This is a genomic window from Kitasatospora fiedleri, assembly GCF_948472415.1.
GTDB lineage: Bacteria > Actinomycetota > Actinomycetes > Streptomycetales > Streptomycetaceae > Kitasatospora > Kitasatospora fiedleri.
This window is the reverse complement of the sequence record NZ_OX419519.1, coordinates 7,687,612-7,705,061: the sequence shown is the minus strand read 5'-3', so window position 1 is coordinate 7,705,061 and position 17,450 is coordinate 7,687,612. Positions and strand designations below refer to the sequence as shown.

16 protein-coding genes and 2 pseudogenes are annotated in these 17,450 nt (G+C 76.6%); 5 read left to right on the top strand and 13 right to left on the bottom strand.

Annotated features, from left to right (window positions below):
- Positions 1 to 31 precede the first annotated feature (31 nt).
- Positions 32 to 787: a class I SAM-dependent DNA methyltransferase gene (locus QMQ26_RS35175; RefSeq protein ID WP_282204143.1), complete on the top strand. Its 756-nt coding sequence runs from the start codon at positions 32 to 34 to the stop codon at positions 785 to 787.
- A 1,183-nt stretch (positions 788 to 1,970) separates the two neighbouring features.
- Here the strand turns inward: QMQ26_RS35175 and QMQ26_RS35170 are convergent.
- The 3 genes and pseudogenes from QMQ26_RS35170 to QMQ26_RS35160 all read right to left on the bottom strand — a co-directional run.
- Positions 1,971 to 2,738: pseudogene (locus QMQ26_RS35170) on the bottom strand (heme ABC transporter ATP-binding protein); the annotation flags it as partial.
- Positions 2,735 to 3,778: a FecCD family ABC transporter permease gene (locus QMQ26_RS35165; protein ID WP_282206676.1), complete on the bottom strand. Its 1,044-nt coding sequence runs from the start codon at positions 3,776 to 3,778 to the stop codon at positions 2,735 to 2,737. The gene QMQ26_RS35165 and the pseudogene QMQ26_RS35170, both read right to left, overlap by 4 nt.
- Before the next feature lie 56 nt (positions 3,779 to 3,834).
- Entirely contained in the window at positions 3,835 to 4,866 is a 1,032-nt protein-coding gene (locus QMQ26_RS35160) for a heme/hemin ABC transporter substrate-binding protein (RefSeq protein ID WP_282204142.1), read from the bottom strand.
- A 172-nt stretch (positions 4,867 to 5,038) separates the two neighbouring features.
- On the opposite strand from QMQ26_RS35160, the gene QMQ26_RS35155 reads away from it, so the two are divergent.
- Positions 5,039 to 6,514 carry an HtaA domain-containing protein gene (locus QMQ26_RS35155; protein WP_282204141.1) on the top strand — a complete coding sequence of 492 codons (1,476 nt, stop codon included), beginning with the start codon at positions 5,039 to 5,041 and terminating at the stop codon, positions 6,512 to 6,514.
- A 93-nt stretch (positions 6,515 to 6,607) separates the two neighbouring features.
- Positions 6,608 to 8,221 (top strand): HtaA domain-containing protein, encoded by a 1,614-nt coding sequence (locus QMQ26_RS35150; RefSeq protein ID WP_282204140.1) that lies wholly within the window; start codon positions 6,608 to 6,610, stop codon positions 8,219 to 8,221.
- 82 nt (positions 8,222 to 8,303) lie between these two features.
- Here QMQ26_RS35150 and QMQ26_RS35145 read toward each other — a convergent pair whose 3' ends face one another.
- Positions 8,304 to 8,603 carry a hypothetical protein gene (locus QMQ26_RS35145; protein ID WP_159073218.1) on the bottom strand — a complete coding sequence of 100 codons (300 nt, stop codon included), beginning with the start codon at positions 8,601 to 8,603 and terminating at the stop codon, positions 8,304 to 8,306.
- A gap of 235 nt (positions 8,604 to 8,838) precedes the next feature.
- Positions 8,839 to 9,513, bottom strand: coding sequence for a biliverdin-producing heme oxygenase (locus QMQ26_RS35140; protein ID WP_100838809.1), 675 nt, complete (start codon positions 9,511 to 9,513; stop codon positions 8,839 to 8,841).
- Between the two features lie 145 nt (positions 9,514 to 9,658).
- Here QMQ26_RS35140 and QMQ26_RS35135 point away from each other — a divergent pair.
- Positions 9,659 to 10,449 (top strand): annotated as a pseudogene (locus tag QMQ26_RS35135) (methyltransferase domain-containing protein).
- A gap of 56 nt (positions 10,450 to 10,505) precedes the next feature.
- Here QMQ26_RS35135 and QMQ26_RS35130 read toward each other — a convergent pair.
- Positions 10,506 to 10,871, bottom strand: coding sequence for a hypothetical protein (locus tag QMQ26_RS35130; RefSeq protein WP_282204139.1), 366 nt, complete (start codon positions 10,869 to 10,871; stop codon positions 10,506 to 10,508).
- A 49-nt stretch (positions 10,872 to 10,920) separates the two neighbouring features.
- Positions 10,921 to 11,244, bottom strand: coding sequence for a ferredoxin (gene fdxA, locus QMQ26_RS35125; RefSeq protein ID WP_100838811.1), 324 nt, complete (start codon positions 11,242 to 11,244; stop codon positions 10,921 to 10,923).
- A 104-nt stretch (positions 11,245 to 11,348) separates the two neighbouring features.
- On the opposite strand from fdxA, the gene soxR reads away from it, so the two are divergent.
- Complete coding sequence (soxR, locus tag QMQ26_RS35120) at positions 11,349 to 11,813, top strand: redox-sensitive transcriptional activator SoxR (protein WP_100838812.1); 465 nt, start codon at positions 11,349 to 11,351, stop codon at positions 11,811 to 11,813.
- Between the two features lie 19 nt (positions 11,814 to 11,832).
- Here the strand turns inward: soxR and QMQ26_RS35115 are convergent, their stop codons facing one another.
- From QMQ26_RS35115 to QMQ26_RS35090, 6 genes are read right to left on the bottom strand one after another with little or no spacing between them, the layout of a single operon-like run.
- Positions 11,833 to 13,065 (bottom strand): beta-ketoacyl-[acyl-carrier-protein] synthase family protein, encoded by a 1,233-nt coding sequence (locus tag QMQ26_RS35115; RefSeq protein ID WP_282204138.1) that lies wholly within the window; start codon positions 13,063 to 13,065, stop codon positions 11,833 to 11,835.
- Entirely contained in the window at positions 13,058 to 13,312 is a 255-nt protein-coding gene (locus QMQ26_RS35110) for an acyl carrier protein (protein ID WP_100838814.1), read from the bottom strand. The genes QMQ26_RS35115 and QMQ26_RS35110 overlap by 8 nt, the downstream gene beginning before the upstream one ends.
- 26 nt (positions 13,313 to 13,338) lie before the next feature.
- Positions 13,339 to 14,376, bottom strand: a complete 1,038-nt coding sequence (locus QMQ26_RS35105; RefSeq protein WP_282204137.1) for a beta-ketoacyl-ACP synthase 3 — start codon at positions 14,374 to 14,376, stop codon at positions 13,339 to 13,341.
- A gap of 11 nt (positions 14,377 to 14,387) precedes the next feature.
- Positions 14,388 to 15,236 carry an SDR family NAD(P)-dependent oxidoreductase gene (locus tag QMQ26_RS35100; RefSeq protein WP_282204136.1) on the bottom strand — a complete coding sequence of 283 codons (849 nt, stop codon included), beginning with the start codon at positions 15,234 to 15,236 and terminating at the stop codon, positions 14,388 to 14,390.
- The gene (locus tag QMQ26_RS35095) at positions 15,233 to 16,366 is read right to left on the bottom strand and encodes a 3-oxoacyl-ACP synthase III family protein (RefSeq protein ID WP_282204135.1); all 1,134 of its coding nucleotides are present in this window, start codon (positions 16,364 to 16,366) and stop codon (positions 15,233 to 15,235) included. Before QMQ26_RS35095 ends, QMQ26_RS35100 begins: the two co-directional genes overlap by 4 nt.
- Complete coding sequence (locus tag QMQ26_RS35090; RefSeq protein WP_282204134.1) at positions 16,363 to 17,400, bottom strand: acyl-CoA dehydrogenase family protein; 1,038 nt, start codon at positions 17,398 to 17,400, stop codon at positions 16,363 to 16,365. The genes QMQ26_RS35095 and QMQ26_RS35090 overlap by 4 nt, the downstream gene beginning before the upstream one ends.
- Positions 17,401 to 17,450: the final 50 nt, after the last annotated feature.

Below are 17,450 nucleotides of genomic sequence, written 5' to 3'. Positions count from 1 at the left end.
CCCCGCGCCGCCCGCGCGGTACGGTCGGCCGGTGAGCGACGCGGACGGGTACTTCGGTGAGCAGGTGGCGGAGCGGTACGACGAGTCCTCGGGGCCCGAGTTCCGGGCGGACGTCATCGCCCGGACGGTCGACGTCCTCGCCGAACTGGCGGGCGGCGGAAGGGCGCTGGAGCTGGGGATCGGGACGGGGCGGATCGCCCTGCCGCTCGCCCGCCGCGGCGTTCCGGTGCACGGCATCGAGCTGTCCCGGGCGATGGTGCGGCGCCTGCGCGCCAAGCCCGGCGGCGAGTCGATCGGCGTCACCCTCGGGGACTTCGCCACCGCGAAGGCGGACCTGACGGCCGACGGGCCCTTCGCCCTGGTCTTCCTGGTCTTCAACACCCTCATGAACCTGACCGGCCAGGAGGCCCAGGTCGCCTGCTTCCGCAACGCCGCCGACCACCTCGCGCCCGGTGGCCGCTTCGTCGTCGAGGTGATGGTCCCGGAGCTGCGCAAGATCCCGGCCGGGCAGAACACCGTCCCGTTCCGTACCGGCCCCGGCGAGTGGGCCTACACCGCCTACGACACCGTCACCCAGGACGCGACCTGCCACTACCTCCAGGTCACCCCGGACGGCCGCGGCACCGCCCGGACCGTCCCCTTCCGCTACGTCTGGCCCGCCGAACTGGACCTGATGGCCCGACTGGCCGGCCTGCGGCTCCGCGACCGCTGGGACGGGTGGACGCGGACGCCGTTCACCGAGCACAGCACCCGGCACGTCTCGGTCTGGGAGAAACCGGCCGCCTGACGCCCGCCCCGCCCCTCGGGCGCCCGGCGCCCCCTCGCCCGGGCCGGGCGCACAGCAGCGCCGCCGCGGCCGGCGCCGGGGCCGGCTGAGTACCCGTACTCATGCGTCCGGCCCCCGGCTCGCCGAGGGTGGAGCCGGAGGTGCGGGATGACGGGGAAGCGGAGGTCGTTCGCGACCGAGTGCGCCAGGACGCTGGGGCTGGTCGGGGCGCTCGCCCTGGTGCGGTTCGGCGGGACGAACCTGAGCGGGCCGTCGAAGCGGAAGCTGCGGCGGCTGGTCGAGTCGCCCGGGGTGGAGTCGCGCCGGGCGGCGGCGGAGCGCGCGATGGGGGCGGTGGTCGAGCGGGTGGGCGCGTGCGGGGGCCTGGAGCACGTGGTGACGCACTGCGCGGAGACCTTCTCCCGGCGCACCGAGTTCGCGGGTTTCGGCTCCCCCTCCGCCCGCAAGGTCACCTGCGAGCTGCGGGCCGTCGCCTACTTCGGGGTCCGCGGCGAGGTGGCCGACGTCCTGGACGAGCTCCGGCGGTACGGCATCGCGGACTGGATGCCGCCCCGGAGTACGGCCCGGCCCGATCCACCGGTCCGGAGTTCGGCACTCCGGAGCTGCGGATCGACTGGGACCGGCCGGGGGCGCCGCTCCCGCTCCGGGACGGGGTGCGGACGCCGCGCCGGGGGATCGGCTCCGGCCGACTGCGTCACCGCCGCTGGAGCGTCCCGCCCCGATCGCCGGGCCGGTCCACCCGGACCATCCGGACCGACCGGGCGGACCGGGCGCGGCTGGCGGAGGCGCGGGCCCGGTGCGGCACCCTGCTGGTGCTGCGCCTCGGCGGGCCGGGCCGGTACGGCGGGACCCGCTTCACCGTCCGGTACGAGGAGTGACGGCCTGTCAGGATTCCCGGCCGCGCGGGTCGGCGCGGTGGCGGCCGCGGCGGGCGGAGCCGCGGGTCGCGGTGACGGCCCCGGCGAGGATCAGGGGGGTGAGCAGCAGGAGCATGGTGAGTTGCATGTGGTGCCTCCGGGTGGTCCGGTTCCTGCTGGTGCGGGTACCCGCACCTGGCGCGGACATGTGGACCGCCCTCCCGGGTCACCCGCCCGGACCGCCCTGCGGCCCGGATCTCGCCCGGTCGGTCGCCCACCAACCGGGGATCTTCCCGGGCCGACGATCCGTCAATCTGTTTCTCGGGGCGCTCGGGCAGCACGATCGGCGCGCCCCCGCGCGGGTGCGCCAGTACCTCCACGGGGTGGCGGTAGACCCGGCTGAGCAGGTCGGCGTCCAGGATCTCGGTGGTGGGGCCGACGGCGACGGTGCGCCCGGCGTCCAGCAGTGCGATCCGGTCGGCGTGCGCGGCGGCCAGCGTCAGGTCGTGCAGGACGACGACCACGCCGTGTCCGGCGTCGGCACGTTTCCGGGCGACCCGCAACACGAGTTCCTGGTGGCGCAGGTCGAGCGCGGCGGTGGGTTCGTCGAGCAGCAGCAGCGCGGTGTCCTGGGCGAGGACGCGGGCCAGCGCGACCCGGGCCCGTTCGCCGCCGGAGAGCGCGGTGAACGGGCGTTCGGCCAGGTGTGCGCAGTCGGTGGCGGCCATCGCGCGGGCGACGGCCCGTTCGTCCTGGTCGGCGGTGCGGCGGCCGGCCCAGGGGGCGCGTCCCATCCGGACCACCTCGACGGCGGGGAACGGGAAGGACACCTCGTGGGTCTGCGGCAGCAGGGCGCGGCGGCGGGCGAGTTCGGCGGGCCGGTGCCCGGCCAGCGGGCGGCCGTCGATCCGCACCTCGCCGCGGGCCGGGCGCTGGTCGCCCGCCAGGACGGACAGCAGGGTGGACTTGCCGGCGCCGTTGGGGCCGAGCAGCGCCAGGATCTCCCCGGCCCGCACGGTCAGGTCGACGTCCGCCAGCAACTCCCGTCCCCCGACGGCGAAACCGATGCCCTCGGCTTCCAGCAGCACGGTCATGCCCAGCCTCCCTGGCGGCGTCGGGTGCGGCGCAGCAGCCAGAAGAAGAACGGGCTGCCGAGGAGTGCGGTGAGGACGCCGAGCGGGAGTTCGGCGGGTGCGGCGAGGGTGCGGGCGGCGAGGTCGCCGGCGACCAGGACGAGCGCGCCGCCGACGGCGGAGGCGGGCAGCAGGAAGCGGTGGCCGGGGCCGGCCAGCATCCGCAGCAGGTGCGGGACGACCAGGCCGACGAAGCCGATGATGCCGCTGACCGCGACGGCCGCGGCGGTGAGCAGCGCGACCACGGTGATCAGCACGATCCGCATCCGTTCGACGTCCACGCCCAGGTGCCGGGCGGGGCGTTCGCCGAGCGCGAGCAGGTCCAGGCGGCGGGCGTAGCGGGGGGCGACGGCCAGGCCGAGGGCGGCGAACGGCAGCACGGCCAGCACCTTCGTCCAGCTGGCTTGGGAGAGCGAGCCGAGCTGCCAGAACGTCACCTGGCTGATCGCGGCGGTGTCGGCGGTGAACAGCAGCAGGCCGATCAGCGCGCCGCAGAACGCGTTGACGGCGACGCCGGTGAGCAGCAGGGTGACCACCTCGGTGCGGCCGCCGCTGCGCGACATGGCGTAGACGGCGCCGACGGTGAGCAGGCCGGAGGCGAACGCGGCGGCGGTGACCGTCCAGGAGCCGAGCGCGTCCAGGCCGAGCACGATGCAGCTGACGGCGCCGACCGCGCCGCCGGAGGAGACGCCGATCACGGCGGGTTCGGCCAGCGGGTTGCCGAACACGCCCTGCATCAGCGCCCCGGCGCAGCCGAGCGCGCCGCCGACCAGCAGGGCCAGCACCACCCGGGGCAGCCGGACGTTCCACAGCACCGATTCGGGGACCCGGTCCAGGGCGTGGCCGCCGAGGTGGGCGCGGTGGGCGAGCGAGGCGAGGATGTCGCCGAGCGGGATGGCGTAGGCGCCGGTGCCGGCGGCGAGCAGCGCGCAGGCGAGCAGGGCGGCGCACAGCCCGGCCAGCAGCAGCGGGCGCCGGTCGCGGGCGGTCCTCTTCACCAGCGGGGTCGCGGCGGCGCCGGTCGGGCCGGTCGGGCCGGTCTCGGGCAGGGTGGCGGTCACTCGGCGTCCCGGTGCAGCTGGGTGGCGAGGTCGCGCAGCACCTCGGGGGTGCGCGGGCCGTAGGAGAGCAGGCGGCCGTCGTCGACGGCGATGATCCGGCGGTCGAGTCCGGCGGGGGTCTGGGCGACGCCGGGGAGGTGGAGCAGGCCGTCGACGCCGCCGACCGACTCCAGGCCCTTGGTCATCACCAGGATCGCGTCGGGGGCGGCCTTGACCAGGGCTTCGCTGGTGAGCGGGGTGAAGTCGCCGGTGAGGTGGGCGGCGGTGCCGGCGTCCTCGCCGCCGGCGGCCTCGATCAGCGAGGGCGCGCCGGAGTCGGGGCCGCCGAGCAGGAAGACGGAGGCGCTGCCGCGCAGGTAGAGGAAGGCGACCTTGGGGCGGGTGGCCCCGGCGGCCGGGAGCTGTGCCTGCACGTCGGCGATCTGACGCTGCGTGCGCTCCTTGAGCCGGGCGCCGGCCTCGGGCACGCCGAGGGCGGCGGCGACCCGGTCGATCCGGGGGCCGACGTCGTCGAGCTTCTTGGCGTCGTCCAGGACGATCAGCGGAACGCCGGCGGCGCGGATCTGGTCGACGGCCTCGGCGGGGCCGGTGCTGCGGTCGGCGAGCACCACGGTGGGGTGCAGGGAGAGCACGCCTTCGGCGGAGACCTCGTGGGCCTGGGTGATGACGGGGAGTTTCGCGGCCTGCTCGAAGGTGGTGGACACGTCACGGGCCACCGCGCGGTCGCCGAGGCCGAGGCTGAACACCAGCTCGGCCAGGCTGCCGTTGAGCGGGATGATCCGGTCCGCGCTGGTGACGGTGACCTGTCGGCCGTCGGCGGAGGGGACGGTGACGGGCAGGCGGGGCGCGGGGGTGTCGGGCAGCGCCTCGATCCGGTCGGGGTCGGCGGTGGCGGCGGTGGCGGAGGCCGCCGGTGCGCCGGGGGCGGCCTCGCCGGTGGAGCAGGCGGCGGCACCGAGCAGGAGTCCGAGGACGGCGAGCAGGACGGCGGGGGCGGTTCTGGTCCGGTCGCGGAGGGTGCGGGTCAACCTCGGGCCTTTCTCGGTGCGTTGACGTCCCGTCGAGGTCGCCCAGGGGGGTCGTGGTCGGGACACTTGACTCATATATTAGGTTAGCCTTACCTCAATTGAGCAAGGGGGTCGCCTCCCCCCGCACCCCCTGCCACCTGCCCGCTTCCCCTCCGCCGAGGAGTGATCCGCCATGCCCGTCCCCGGACGGCCCCCCGTACCACCCCGCCGCCCGGCCGGCCGGCTGCGCACCGCCCTCGTGCTGCCGCTCGCCCTGCTGCTGGCCCTGGCCTGGCTCCCCGGCCGGGCCGCCGCGGCCGATCCGGCGGTCTCCGGCGGCCGGCTCGACTGGGGCATCAAGCAGTCCTTCCTCACCTACGTCACCGGCCCGATCGCCAACGGCAAGTGGGCCCTGACCGGCGGCGCGGCCACCGTCGGCGGCTCGGCGTTCCGCTTCCACTCCGCGGCCGGCAGCTACGACCCGGCCACCGGCGCGCTCTCCGCCGCCTTCCAGGGCGGGGTCCGCTTCACCGGCCACCAGGAGAACGGCAGCAACGCGCTCGACCTCTCGATCTCCCACCTCACCGTCAAGGCCGCGGCCGACGGCAGCGCCGCCCTGTACGCGGACGTCAGCTCCAAGTCCCGCGAGACCGGCAAGACCTCCAGCACCGGCCAGGCCCGGCTGGCCGACCTCTCGCTCTCCGGCGTCTCGCTCAAGAACGCCTCCGGCACCCTCACCCTCAGCAACGTCCCCGCGACGCTGACCTCGGCCGGGGCCAGTGCCTTCGGCGGCTTCTACACCGCGGGCACCGCGCTCGACCCGCTCACCTTCTCCGTGACGCTCAAGTCCCCGGCCACTGCGCCCTCCCCGACGCCGACACCCACCCCGACGCCCACCCCGACCGCCGCCCCGGAGCCCGCGGAGAGCGCGGCCGGAGCCGCCCCGAGCGCCACCGCCACCGCCACCGCCCTCGACCGGGGCGCGCTCGACTGGGGCGTCCGGCGGACCTTCCGCGACTACGTCACCGGCTCGATCGCCCAGGGCGGTTGGCAGCTCGGCGACGGCGCGGCCGACGGCGGGGCGTTCTTCCGCTGGACGCCCGCCCGCGGCACCTGGGACCCGGCCACCCGCACCCTCGACGCGGGCTTCACCGGCACCGTCCGCTTCACCGGCCTGCGCGAGGGCGACGCCCTCGGCCTGGACCTGACACTCGCCAACCCGCGCCTGACCGCCGCCGGCACCGAGGGCCGCCTGACCGTCGACGTCTCCGGCCGCACCCCCGACGGCACCACCCGCACCGCCGCCACCACCGAGATCGCCACCTTCGACGCGAGCGCCCTGAAGACCGAGAACGACCTCCTCACCGCCACCGACCTGCCGCTCACCCTCACCGCCGCCGGTGCGGGCGCCTTCGGCAACCTCTACCCGGCCGGCACCGAGATGGACCCGCTCACCGTCAACCTCCCGCTCACCCCCGCCGCGGCCGTCCCACCGCTGCCCGACCTCGGCGCGACGCCCACGCCCACGCCCTCCCCGGCCACCGCGCCCGTCGCCGCCGCCACGTCCTCCTCCTCCCGCACCGCCCTGATCACCACCCTCGCCCTGGTGCTCGCCGCGGCGGTGGCGGCGGCCACGACGCTCGTCGTCCGGCGCCGCAGGCGTTCCTGAACGCCCCCGTTCCCGAACGCCCCCCCGGCAGGTCCCCGGCCGCTCCCCCGGCCCCTCCTCCCCCCTCACCCCACCGATTCCGGAGTCCGATCCATGTCCCACACCCCTGCCGTCCGCCACCGCAACCGCACCCGGCTGGCCGCGCTGGCCGCCGCGACCGCGGGTCTCGGCCTGACCGCCTTCGGCCTGCCCTCACTCGCCTTCGGCGCCGGCGCCCCCACCACCGTCAGCTACGACACCGGTTCGCTGGACTGGGGCGTCAAGGCGAGCTTCCGCAGCTACGTGACCGGCCCGGCCGGCGGCGGGAGCGTCACGCTGAGCGGCGGGGCCACCACCAACGCGGACGGCTCGTACCACTTCAACCTGGCCTCCGCGGGCTACGACCTGACGACGCACCGGCTGAACGCGGCCTTCGACGGCGGGGTGCGCTTCCTCGCCCACGACGGCGCGCTGGACATCGCGATCAGCGACCTGCGGATCGTCACCGAGGGCACCACCGGCACCCTCACCGCGGACACCGCCTCGAAGGAGAGCATCGGCGCCGCCGCCCCGACGCTGCGCCAGGACGTCGCGCTGGCCACCTTCACCGTCGCCCGCGACACCACCAACGGCGGGGCCACCGCCGCCACCCTGACCGCCGACGGCGCGAAGGCGTTCGCCGGGTTCTACCCCGAGGGCACCGCGCTGGACCCGCTGTCGATCGTCCTCAAGCAGACGCCCGCCCCGTCCCCCTCCGCCTCGGCCTCGGCCTCCGCTTCGGCCTCGCCCGCGCCGTCCTCCTCGCCCTCGCCCTCCGCGTCCGCCTCCGCCTCCACCGCGCCGTCCTCCTCCCCGTCGCCCTCGGCGTCCGCCTCCGCCTCCACCGCGCCGTCCTCCTCGCCCTCGCCCTCCGCGTCCGCGTCCGCCTCCACCCCGGCGGGCAACGAGCTGGCGATCGTCGACGGCCGGCTGGAGTGGAACGTGCAGTCCGACTTCCTGGCCTACGTGACGGGTCCGATCGCCAACGGCAAGGTGGAGTTCGGCGGCGGCGCGGCCGAGTTCCGCTTCGGTTCGGGCAGCGGCAGCTACCGGACGGACACCCACGCGCTGTCGGCGGGCTTCGCCGGGTCGGTGCGCTTCCTCGGGCACCAGGCGGCCGACGGGCACTACCAGTTGGACACCGCCCTCTCCCACCTGGGCCTGCGGGTGGACACCTCCGGCGCGTACCTGGTGGCCGACGTGACCGCCAACTCGCTCTCCGGCGGGGAGCCGGTCCGGCTGACCGGGGCGAAGATCGCCAAGCTGGACCTCGCCCAGGCCGACTTCACCCCGGTCGACGGCGTGGTGACGCTGCGCCAGGTCCCGGCGACGCTGACGGCCGAGGGCGTGCCGGTGTTCGGCCAGTACAAGGAGGGCAAGGAGCTGGCCCCGGTGACGGCGGTCCTCTCCTTCGACCGGAACGCGACCCTGCCGTCCGGCACCCCGACCACCGGCACCGGAACGGGCACGGGCACCGGCACCGGCACCGGCACCGGCGGCACCGGTGGGGCCACCCTCACCACCTCCGGCGGCACCGGCGGTGAGCTGGCCTTCACCGGCGGCGGCACCGGCACCGTGCCGATGCTGGCCACCGCGGCCGGGCTGCTGCTGGTGGGCGGGGCGACCACCGTCCTGGTCCGCCGCCGCTCCTCCGGCACCGCCACCGCCGACACCGCCGCGGCCGAGTAGGCCCGCTGACCCCGTCTCGGGCCCGCGCGGACACGTCCGCGCGGGCCCGACCGCGTCCTCCCCGGCTCCCGGCGGACGGGGCCTACCGGGCGGCGGCCAGGACGGCCAGTTCGCGCAGGCGGGTGAAGTAGTCGGCGGCCCCGGGGTCGTCGGCCAGTTCGGGCAGGATGCGGTCGACGGTGGCGATGCCGGTGCGCAGGGCCGCTCTGCGGCGTTGGTCGAGCGGGCCGGTCAACGCGGCGGACACGCAGCCCGCGAGGTGGCTGTCCAGCAGCACCAGGTCCTCGCCGGCGGGCGAACGCCGGTAGCAGCTCTGCGGGAAGGGCAGGCCGAGGAAGCCCTGCCAGCGGGTGTCCAACTGGTCGTTGTGCGTGTCGCTCATGCGGACGATGATGCCCGAGCGCACGGCCGCCCCGTCACCCGCCCCGACCCGGTACGCCCCCGTCCCGATCCGGCACGGACGACGACGAGGCCCGGTGCGGGAACGGTTCCCGCACCGGGCCTCGCGGCGCCCCACTCGCCCGGGCGCCCAGGTGTCCAGCCGCCCAGGTGTCCAGGCGTCCAGGCGTCCAGGCGTCCAGGCGTCCAACCGCCCAGGCGTCCAACCGCCCAGGTGTTCAGGCGCTCAGCGGGTACCGCCCGCCGAGCTCGCTGAATATCGCGCCGTTGAGGACGAAGGCGCGCTTGCACTCCTCGGCGACCCGGCGCTGCTCGACCTCGTCCATCAGCGCGCCCGCGGCGTCCAGCTTGGCGCGGTAGTCGCGCTTGAACGCGGCCGGGTTGTCGATCTCCTCGAAGACGTAGAACCGGACGCCGTCGCCCTTGCGCTCGAAGCCCCAGGTGCGCTCGGCGACGCCGCGGATGATCTGACCGCCCGACAGGTCGCCGAGGTAGCGGGTGTAGTGGTGGGCGAGGTAGCCGGCCGGCCAGGTGTCGGCGAGTTCCTCGATCCGGGCGGCGATCGCCTCGGTGGCGGGCAGCGGGGCGAGCGTGCCGCGCCAGTCCGGGCCGGCCAGGTGGTCGAGGTCGCGCTCGATGGCGGCGGTGCGCAGCAGGGCGCGGTCGATCAGCGGGCCGGCCAGCGGGTCGGCGGCCAGGGCGTCCAGGCGGGACTCCAGGGCGCGGTAGACGTACCAGAGCTGGCCGGTGAGGTCGGTGTAGGCCTGGACGCCGAGCCGCCCGCCGAGCAGGTCGCTCATGAAGGAGGACTGCTCGGCCGCCTGGTGCTCCTCGGCGCTGGCGGTGCGGAGCAGGGCGGAGAAGGCGGCGGGCTGCTGATCGGGGCTGGACATCGGGAAGGGCCTCCAAAGATCGAATCCACTCGATTATTTAGGTGAGGCTCACCTAAGTCAAGCGGTTGCCGACACCTTGTCGGCAAGATTCTACGGAGCGTTAAATCCCCCGGTCCACCGGCCCTGACGTGCTTGGATGATGGCCATGGACCGATCATTCGACGCCCTGGTCGACGAGGCCGGGGCCGCCCCCGTCGACGGCTGGGGTTTCGCCTGGCTCGACGGCCGGGCCACCGAGCAGCGCCCGTCCTGGGGCTACCAGCGGCTGCTGGGCGAGCGGCTGGCCGCCGCCCGCGCGGCGCTCGACCTGCAGACCGGCGGCGGCGAGGTGCTCGCGGGCGCGGGCGCGGCGGACTTCCCGCACTTCCCGCGCACGATGGCGGCCACCGAGGGCTGGGCGCCGAACGCGGCGCTGGCCACCCGGCGGCTGCACCGATGGGCGCCGTGCTGGTGTCCTCCCCGGCCGACGCGCCGCTGCCGTTCGCGGACGGCGCGTTCGACCTGGTGACCAGCCGCCACCCGGCCGCGGTGGACTTCCCGGAGATCGCCCGGGTGCTGGCCCCCGGCGGCACCTACTTCGCCCAGCACGTGGGCGGACGCACCAACGTCGAGCTGAGCGCGTTCTTCCTCGGCCCGTTCCCGGTGCCCACCGCCCGCGAGCACGAGGTGGAGGCCGGACGGGCCCGGGCGGCCGGGCTGGAGGTGGTGCGGTGCCGCAACGAGCGGCTGCGCCTGGAGTTCTTCGACGTCGGCGCGGTGGTCTGGTTCCTGCGCAAGGTGGTCTGGACGGTGCCGGACTTCTCGGTCGACCGCTACCGCGAGCGCCTGCGCGCGCTGCACGGACTGATCGAGCGCGAGGGCGTGTTCGTCTCCACCATGTCCCGCACCCTGTTCGAGGCCCGCAAGCCCGCCGGTCCCGCCCCGTCCGCCCCCTGACGGACTCCGCCGCCGCGCGCCGGACGGACCGGCCCGGCGGGCCTCCTGACCGGCCGTCAGTCCGGCTCCGCGGGCAGGAAGCGGCGCACGGGGTGGCCGGACCCGTCGGTGGTCAGCCGGCTGCCGTCGCCGAGCGGGCGCAGGTCGTAGCAGTCCCGGGCGCCGGAGTCGAACGCGCCGAGGTCGCGGCCGGTGCGCGCGTCGACCCGGTGGCTGCGGAACCGCTCCTGCCCGGTCTCCGCGTCCTCGCCGTACAGCACCACCGCCAGGGTGTCGCGGTCCAGGTAGCCGCCGCTCCACCCGACCACGGCCTCCCACCGCTCGCCGTCGTGGCCGAAGTCGTCGACGGTGCCCCGGAAGACGGCGCACACCACCGCGTCCAGCGTGGTGCAGTACGCCCGCGCCGCGCCGCGCCCCACCACGTGCCCGACCACCTCGTCCCCCGCCCCGGTGCGGGGCGGGGGGTGTCGGTCAGGCGGTGTGCTGGACGGGGAGGGCGGCCACCGCGGGGTGGTCCTTGGGGATCAGGCCGAGTTTGGCGCTGCCGCCCGGGGTGCCGAGGTCGTCGAAGAACTCGGCGTTGGCGGGGGTGAAGGGCTGCCACTCCTCCGGGAGGTCGTCCTCATAGAAGATCGCCTCGACCGGGCAGACCGGTTCGCAGGCGCCGCAGTCGATGCACTCGTCGGGGTGGACGTAGAGCATCCGCTCCCCCTCGTAGATGCAGTCGACGGGGCAGTCGTCCACGCAGGCCCTGTCCTTGACGTCGACGCAGGGCAGGGCGATCACAAAGGTCATCGGGGTGCGGTCCTCTCCGGGTCGGTGGTGCTCGCCGTGCTGGCGCAGCCGACCGTAGGTCCTCACGTAAGGTTGAGGTCAACAGGGGAGGCGGGGAGGCGGGGATGACGGCCCATCGGTCCGGTGGCGGGCGGCCTGCGGCGGGCGACTGGCTGGCGATCGGCGAGGTCAGCGCGCGGACGGGGGTGGCGGTGTCGGCGCTGCGGTTCTACGAGGAGCTGGGCCTGATCGCCTCCGAGCGCGACGGGCGGGGGCGGCGGCACTACCCGCGGCACATGCTGCGCCGGATCGCGCTGGTCTCGGTGGCGAAGCGGATCGGCGTCCCGCTGGAGGACGTCCGGGCGGCGTTCGCCGACGTGCCGCTGGACCGGCCGCCCAGCCACCAGGAGTGGCAGCGCGCCTCGCGCGGCTGGAAGCGCCGCCTGGAGGAGCGCCGGCAGACCATCGAGCGGCTGGAGGCCGAACTGACCGGCTGCATCGGCTGCGGCTGCCTGTCGATGAAGGCGTGCGCACTGCTGAACCCGGGTGACAGCCTGGCCGAGGGCGGGGTCGGCCCGCGCCGCCTGTGACCGAGCGCCGGACGGCCGGTCAGCGGCGCAGCGCCAGCACGGTGTTGTGGCCGCCGAAGCCGATCGAGTGGCTGAGGGCCAGCCGGGGCGCGTGCCGGCGGGGTGCGCCGGTGACCAGGTCGATCCCGGCGGTGTCGGGGCCGGGGGCGTCGTGGTTGGCAGTGGGCGGGACGGTGCCGGTGAGCAGGGTGCGGACGGTGAGGGCGGCCTCGATCGCGCCAGCCGCGCCCATGGTGTGGCCGAGGGCGCCCTTGGCGGAGGTGACGCTGGGCGGGGTGCGGGCGAACAGGTCGCGGATCGCGGCGGCTTCGACCCGGTCGCCCTGCGGGGTGCCGGTGCCGTGCGCGTTGACGTGGTCGACCTGCTCGGGCCCGGCGTCGGCGGCCCGCAGGGCGAGCGTGACGGCGGTGCGCAGGCCGCGGCCGGCCGGGTCGGGCGCGACGGGGTGGTGGGCGTCGGAGGTGGTGGCCCACCCGGCGAGGTGGGCCAGGGCGGGAGCGCGGCGGGCGGCGGCGTCGGCGGCCCGCTCCAGCACCAGGACGCCGGCGCCCTCGCCGAGCACGAAGCCGTCGCGGTCCCGGTCGAAGGGGCGGGACGCGGTGGCGGGCCGGTCGGTGCGCCGGGAGAGCGCGCCGGTCCGGGCGAAGGCGGCGGCGCACAGCGGGGTCGCCATCGCGTCGGTTCCGCCCGCCACCGCGAGGTCGCAGGCCCCGGTGGCCAGCAGCAGCGCGGCGTGCGCGATCGCGTTGGCGCCGGAGGCGCAGGCGGTGGAGGTGTGCAGGGCGGGGCCGGTGGTGCGCAGCGCGAGGGCGAGGTGGCCGGCGGCGGACAGGTTGGGCAGGTAGCCGGTGAGGGTGAGCGGGGAGAGCGCGTCCGGTCCGCGTTCCAGCAGTCGACGGTGGGCGTCCTCCAGAACGGCCACGCCCCCGGCGGCCGAGCCGACCACCACGGCGACCCGGCCCGGGTCCCAGTCGGGGGGCCGTTCGCCGAACGCCTCGATCCCGGCCTCCCGGAGGGCTTCCCGGGCGGCGGTGAGCAGGTAGCGGGTGGAGCGGTCCAGCCGCCAGCCCTGCCGGACGGGGGCCCGGTCGGGGTGCGGCGGGCGGCAGCTGATCGGCACCGGGGTGCCGGCCAGGCCGGGGTCGGGCCGGGCGGTGCCGCGGCCCTCGCACAGGGTGCGCCAGGTCGCGTCCGTCCCGTCGCCCCCGGCGGTGACCGTCCCGGTGCCGGTGACCACGATCCGGTCAGTCATCGTCGGGCCGCCTCCCCTCCAGTGACTTCCGCACCTCGTCGGCGAGTTCGCCGACCGTCACCTCGCCGGTGGCGGCCTCGGCGTCCAGCGGGACGCCCCACTCCTCCTGGAGGGTGACGTACAGCTCGACGACGGACAGCGAGTCGAGGTCGAGCTCCTGGAAGCTCGCCCGGGCGGTGACCAGCTCGGCGGGGACGTCGAACTTCTCGGTGAGGACGGCGGTGATGCGTGCGGTGACCTGGTCCACGGGGGTCTCCTCCTGGTGGCGGGGCGTCAGCCCAGGGTGCGGCGGACGGGGGTGGCGGCGGGCCAGGTGAGGGCGACGGACGCCCAGGTGAGGCCGCCGCCGAAGGCGGTGAGCAGGGTGGGGGTGCCGGGGGCGAGGGCGCGCTGCGGGCCGTCGTCGGCGAGCACCAGCGGGATGGACGCGGCGGCGGTGTTGCCGAGGTCGCGCAGGTTGCCGAAGCGGACGGCGGGCGGCAGGCCGAGGCGGTCGGCGACCGAGTCGAGGATGCGCTGGTTGGCCTGGTGGGCGACGAACGCGCCCAGGTCGGCGGGTCTCCACCCGGCGGCGGCCAGCGCCCGGGCGGCGGAGTCGGTGAGGTGGCGGACGGCCTGGCCGTAGACCGACCGGCCGCGCATCCGGAACCAGTGCGCGTCCGGGTCCCGCCGCTGCCGGTCGGGGTGCCGGGAGCCGCCCGCGCCGATGGTGATCAGGGCCGCCCCGCCGCCGTCGCTGCCCAGGTCGGCGGCGTGCAGGGCGCCGGGCGCGCCGTCCTCGGCGGCGGCCAGCAGCACCGCTCCGGCGCCGTCGCCGAACAGGGCGGCGGTGTCGCGGTCGGCGGGGTCGACGATGGTGGAGTAGGTGTCGGCGCCGATCACCAGCGGGCGGCGGCAGGCCCCGGCCCGCACCAGGGCGTCGGCGGTGGCCAGCGCGTACAGGAAGCCGGAGCAGACCGCGGCCAGGTCGAGGGCGGGGACCTGCGGCAGGCCGAGCCGGTGGGCGACGGCGGGGGAGGTGGCGGGGCAGGGGTGGTCGGGGGTGGTGGTGGCGAGCAGGACGAAGTCCGGTGCGGCGTCGGCGGATTCGATCGCGGCGGCGGCGGCGTACACGGCGAGGTCGCCGGTGGCGGTGCCGGGCGCGACGCGGCGGCGACGGTGGATGCCGGTGCGCCGGCGGACCCACTCGTCGCTGCTGTCGAGCCCGCCCTCGGCGATCACCTCCTCGTTGTCGACGCTGCGGGCGGGCAGGCAGGAGCCGAGGCCGACGACGGCCGCGCGGGGCATCCGGCCGGTCATCCGGCGGGGCATCCGGCGCTCCCTCAGGCCGCGAACGGGGACGGCGGCTTGGGGACGCCCGCCAGTCCGCCGTCCGGGGTGCTGAGCCCGCCGTCCAGCACCAGGGTCTGCGCGGTGACCAGGTCGGCGGCGGGCGAGGCCAGGAACAGCACCGCCGCGGCGACGTCCTCGGGGGTGCCCCAGCGGCCCTGCGGGACGTGGCTCATCAGCCACTGCGAGACCGGCTCCGCGTCGGACGCGAAACTCGTCATGTCGGTGGTCACCCAGCCGGGACAGACCGCGTTCACCCGGATGCCCTCCCGCGCCCAGCCGACCCCCAGGCTGCGGGCCAGCGAGATCTGGGCGGCCTTCGAGGCCGCGTACGCCTCCAGCATCGGGGTGCCCATCAGCCCGGCCGCCGAGGACATCAGGACCAGCGAGGCCCGCCCGGAGGCCGCCAGGTGCGGGTGCGCGGCCCGGCACAGCTCGGCCGTGACGTTCAGGTTGACGGCGATCACGTGCTCCCAGTCGTCCTGCGCGGAGTGCTGGAACGGCACCAGGACGGGGCTGCCGTCCGCCGCCGTGGGCAGCACCCCGGCGTTGTGCACCAGCACGTCGATCCCGCCCAGCGCGGCGGCCGCCTCCGCCACCACGGCGCTCGGCGCGCCCGCTGCGCCCAGGTCCGCGGGCAGCGCCCGGGCCCGGGCGCCGAGCGCCTCGGCCTCCTCCGCGACCGCGTGCAGCGCCGCCGCCGACCGGGCGGTCAGCACGACCTCGCACCCGGCCTCGGCCAGCGCCAGCGCGCAGGCCCGCCCGATGCCCCGGGAGGCCCCGGTCACCAGGGCGCGGGCGCCGTCCAGCCGGAACGCGCCCGGCAGTGTGCTGCTGCTCATGACAGTTCTTCCTTCCGTTCGGTGCGGTGCGGGTCGGCCGCGGTGTCGGCCCCGGTCCCGGTGTCGGTGCGGCTGCCGGGGCGGGTCTCCGGACGGATGCCGGGAGGGGTTCCGGGACGGGCTTCGGGGCGGGTTCCGGGGCGGGTCTCGGACCAGCGCAGCAGGGCGCTGCCCCAGGTCATGCCGGCGCCGAAGACGGTCAGCAGGATCAGGTCGCCGGGTTGCAGCCGGCCCTCGGCGTGCGCGGTGGCCAGTGCGTACGGGGCGCTGGCCGCACCGATGTTGCCGACCAGGTCGCCGACCACGGTCATCCGGTCGGCGAGGCCCGCCTCGGCGGCGAGCCGGCGCACCAGGACGGGGTTGGGCTGGTGGGTGATCACGTGGTCGATGTCGTCGGTGGTCAGGCCGTGGCGCTCCAGCGTCTCGCCGAGCATCCGCGGGAAGGCGTCCCGGATGAACCGGCTCACCGTCCGCCCGTCCATCCGGATGCGGTGCGCGCCCTCCGCGAGGGTCTGCCGGGTCGCCGGGCGTCGGCTGCCGCCGGCCGGGATCAGCACCCGGTCCGCGAGCCTGCCGTCCGAGCCCAGCCGGAACCCGCCCAGCCCGCCCGGCGGTTCGACCGGGCCCAGCACGGTGGCGGCGGCCCCGTCCGCGAACAGCACGGCGGTGGCCCGGTCCGCGGGGTCGAGGAACTTCGAGTACGCCTCCACCCCGACCACCACCGCGAGCATCGGCCCGTCCGCCTCCCGCAGCCAGTCGTGCGCGACCTTCGCGCCGAACAGCCAGCCCGAGCAGGCCGCGGAGACGTCGAGCGCGACGGCGTCGACCGCCCCGACCAGGGCCTGCACCCGGCAGGCCGTCGCCGGGCCCAGCTCGTCCGGCGTCGAGGTCGCGCAGACCAGCAGCCCGAGCTGCCGGGCCGTCACGCCCGCCGAGGCCAGCGCCCGGCGCACCGCCTCCGCGGCCAGGTCCGAGGCCGCCTGCGACCCGTCCGCGACGTGCCGGCGGCGCACGCCGGTGCGCTCCGCGATCCACTCCGGCGTCACCCCCGTCCCGGCCGCGACCTCCGCGTTGCTCCGCACTCGGGCCGGCACGTACCGCCCGGTGCCCCACACGCCCACCGCGTTCACGGCCCCGGCTCCTTCCGCTCGGCGGGGTCGGCGGGGTCGGTGGGGTCGGCGGCGGCCGGTCGGGCCTCGGGCGCGCCGTCGCGGGCCCGGACCAGGTCGTCCGGGAAGGCGAAGGCGCGTTCGATCCGCTCCAGGTGCGGCAGCAGCCGGTCGTAGCCGCGCTCCAGGGCGTTCTCCAGGCCGACCAGGTCGCCCGGGGTGAGGGTGCGGTGGCGCAGCAGGGCGCCGGCCGTCCGGTCGGCGGCGCGCAGGGCGGCGAGGTGGGCGAGGGCGGTGGTGGCCTCGTCCGGGGGGAGGGTGGCGAGGGCGCGCGGAAGGTCCTCGGCGGCGAGCCGGGCGGCGTAGGTGGCGCCGAGTTCGGCCGCCCGGTCGAGCAGCGGGTTCCACACCTCGAAGGGGGTGGCGGAGCCGGGCGCGTGCTCGGTGCGGGCCCGGCGCAGCCACCCGGTGAGGGTGTGCTGGTGGCGGGCCAGCACGGCGGGCCACCAGCCGGGGTCGGCGAGGTCGGCCGGGACGGGCGGGAGGGCGCCGGTGCCGGTGGCGGTGCCGGTGGCGGGCGGGTCGTCGAGCAGGGCGCGCCCGAGGTCGTAGCGGATCAGCCGGCTGTCGCCGCCGGCCGGGTCGAAGGAGCGGGCGAAGCCGTGGTAGCCGGCCAGCCGGTTGTCGTCGGCGAGTCCGGCGTGGCCGCAGCGGCGCTGGCACTCGGCGACGATCCGTTCGGCCTCGTCGGCGCAGTGCGCCTTGTACGCGGACAGCGGGCGGCTGACGGCGGACCAGGGCGCGAATCCGGCCTCGGCGCCGGCGGTGTCGGACTCCCGCGCGGCGGCGAGCAGTTCGCGAGCGCGGGCGGCGGCGCAGCTGAGCGCGAAGGCGTCGGCGAGGGCGCCGAGCAGGGCGCGCTGCTGGCTGCGGTGGGCGAGCAGGGGGCTGCCGGGGGCGAGTGCGGCGCGGGTCTCGCGGTGGCGGAGTGCCGGACGGCGAGCACCGCGGACTGGCGGGCCAGCGCGGCCAGCGCGGTGGGCAGGACGCCCCACAGGTCCCGGCCGACGGCGAGGGTGCGGCGCAGCCGGTCCTCGGGGTGCGC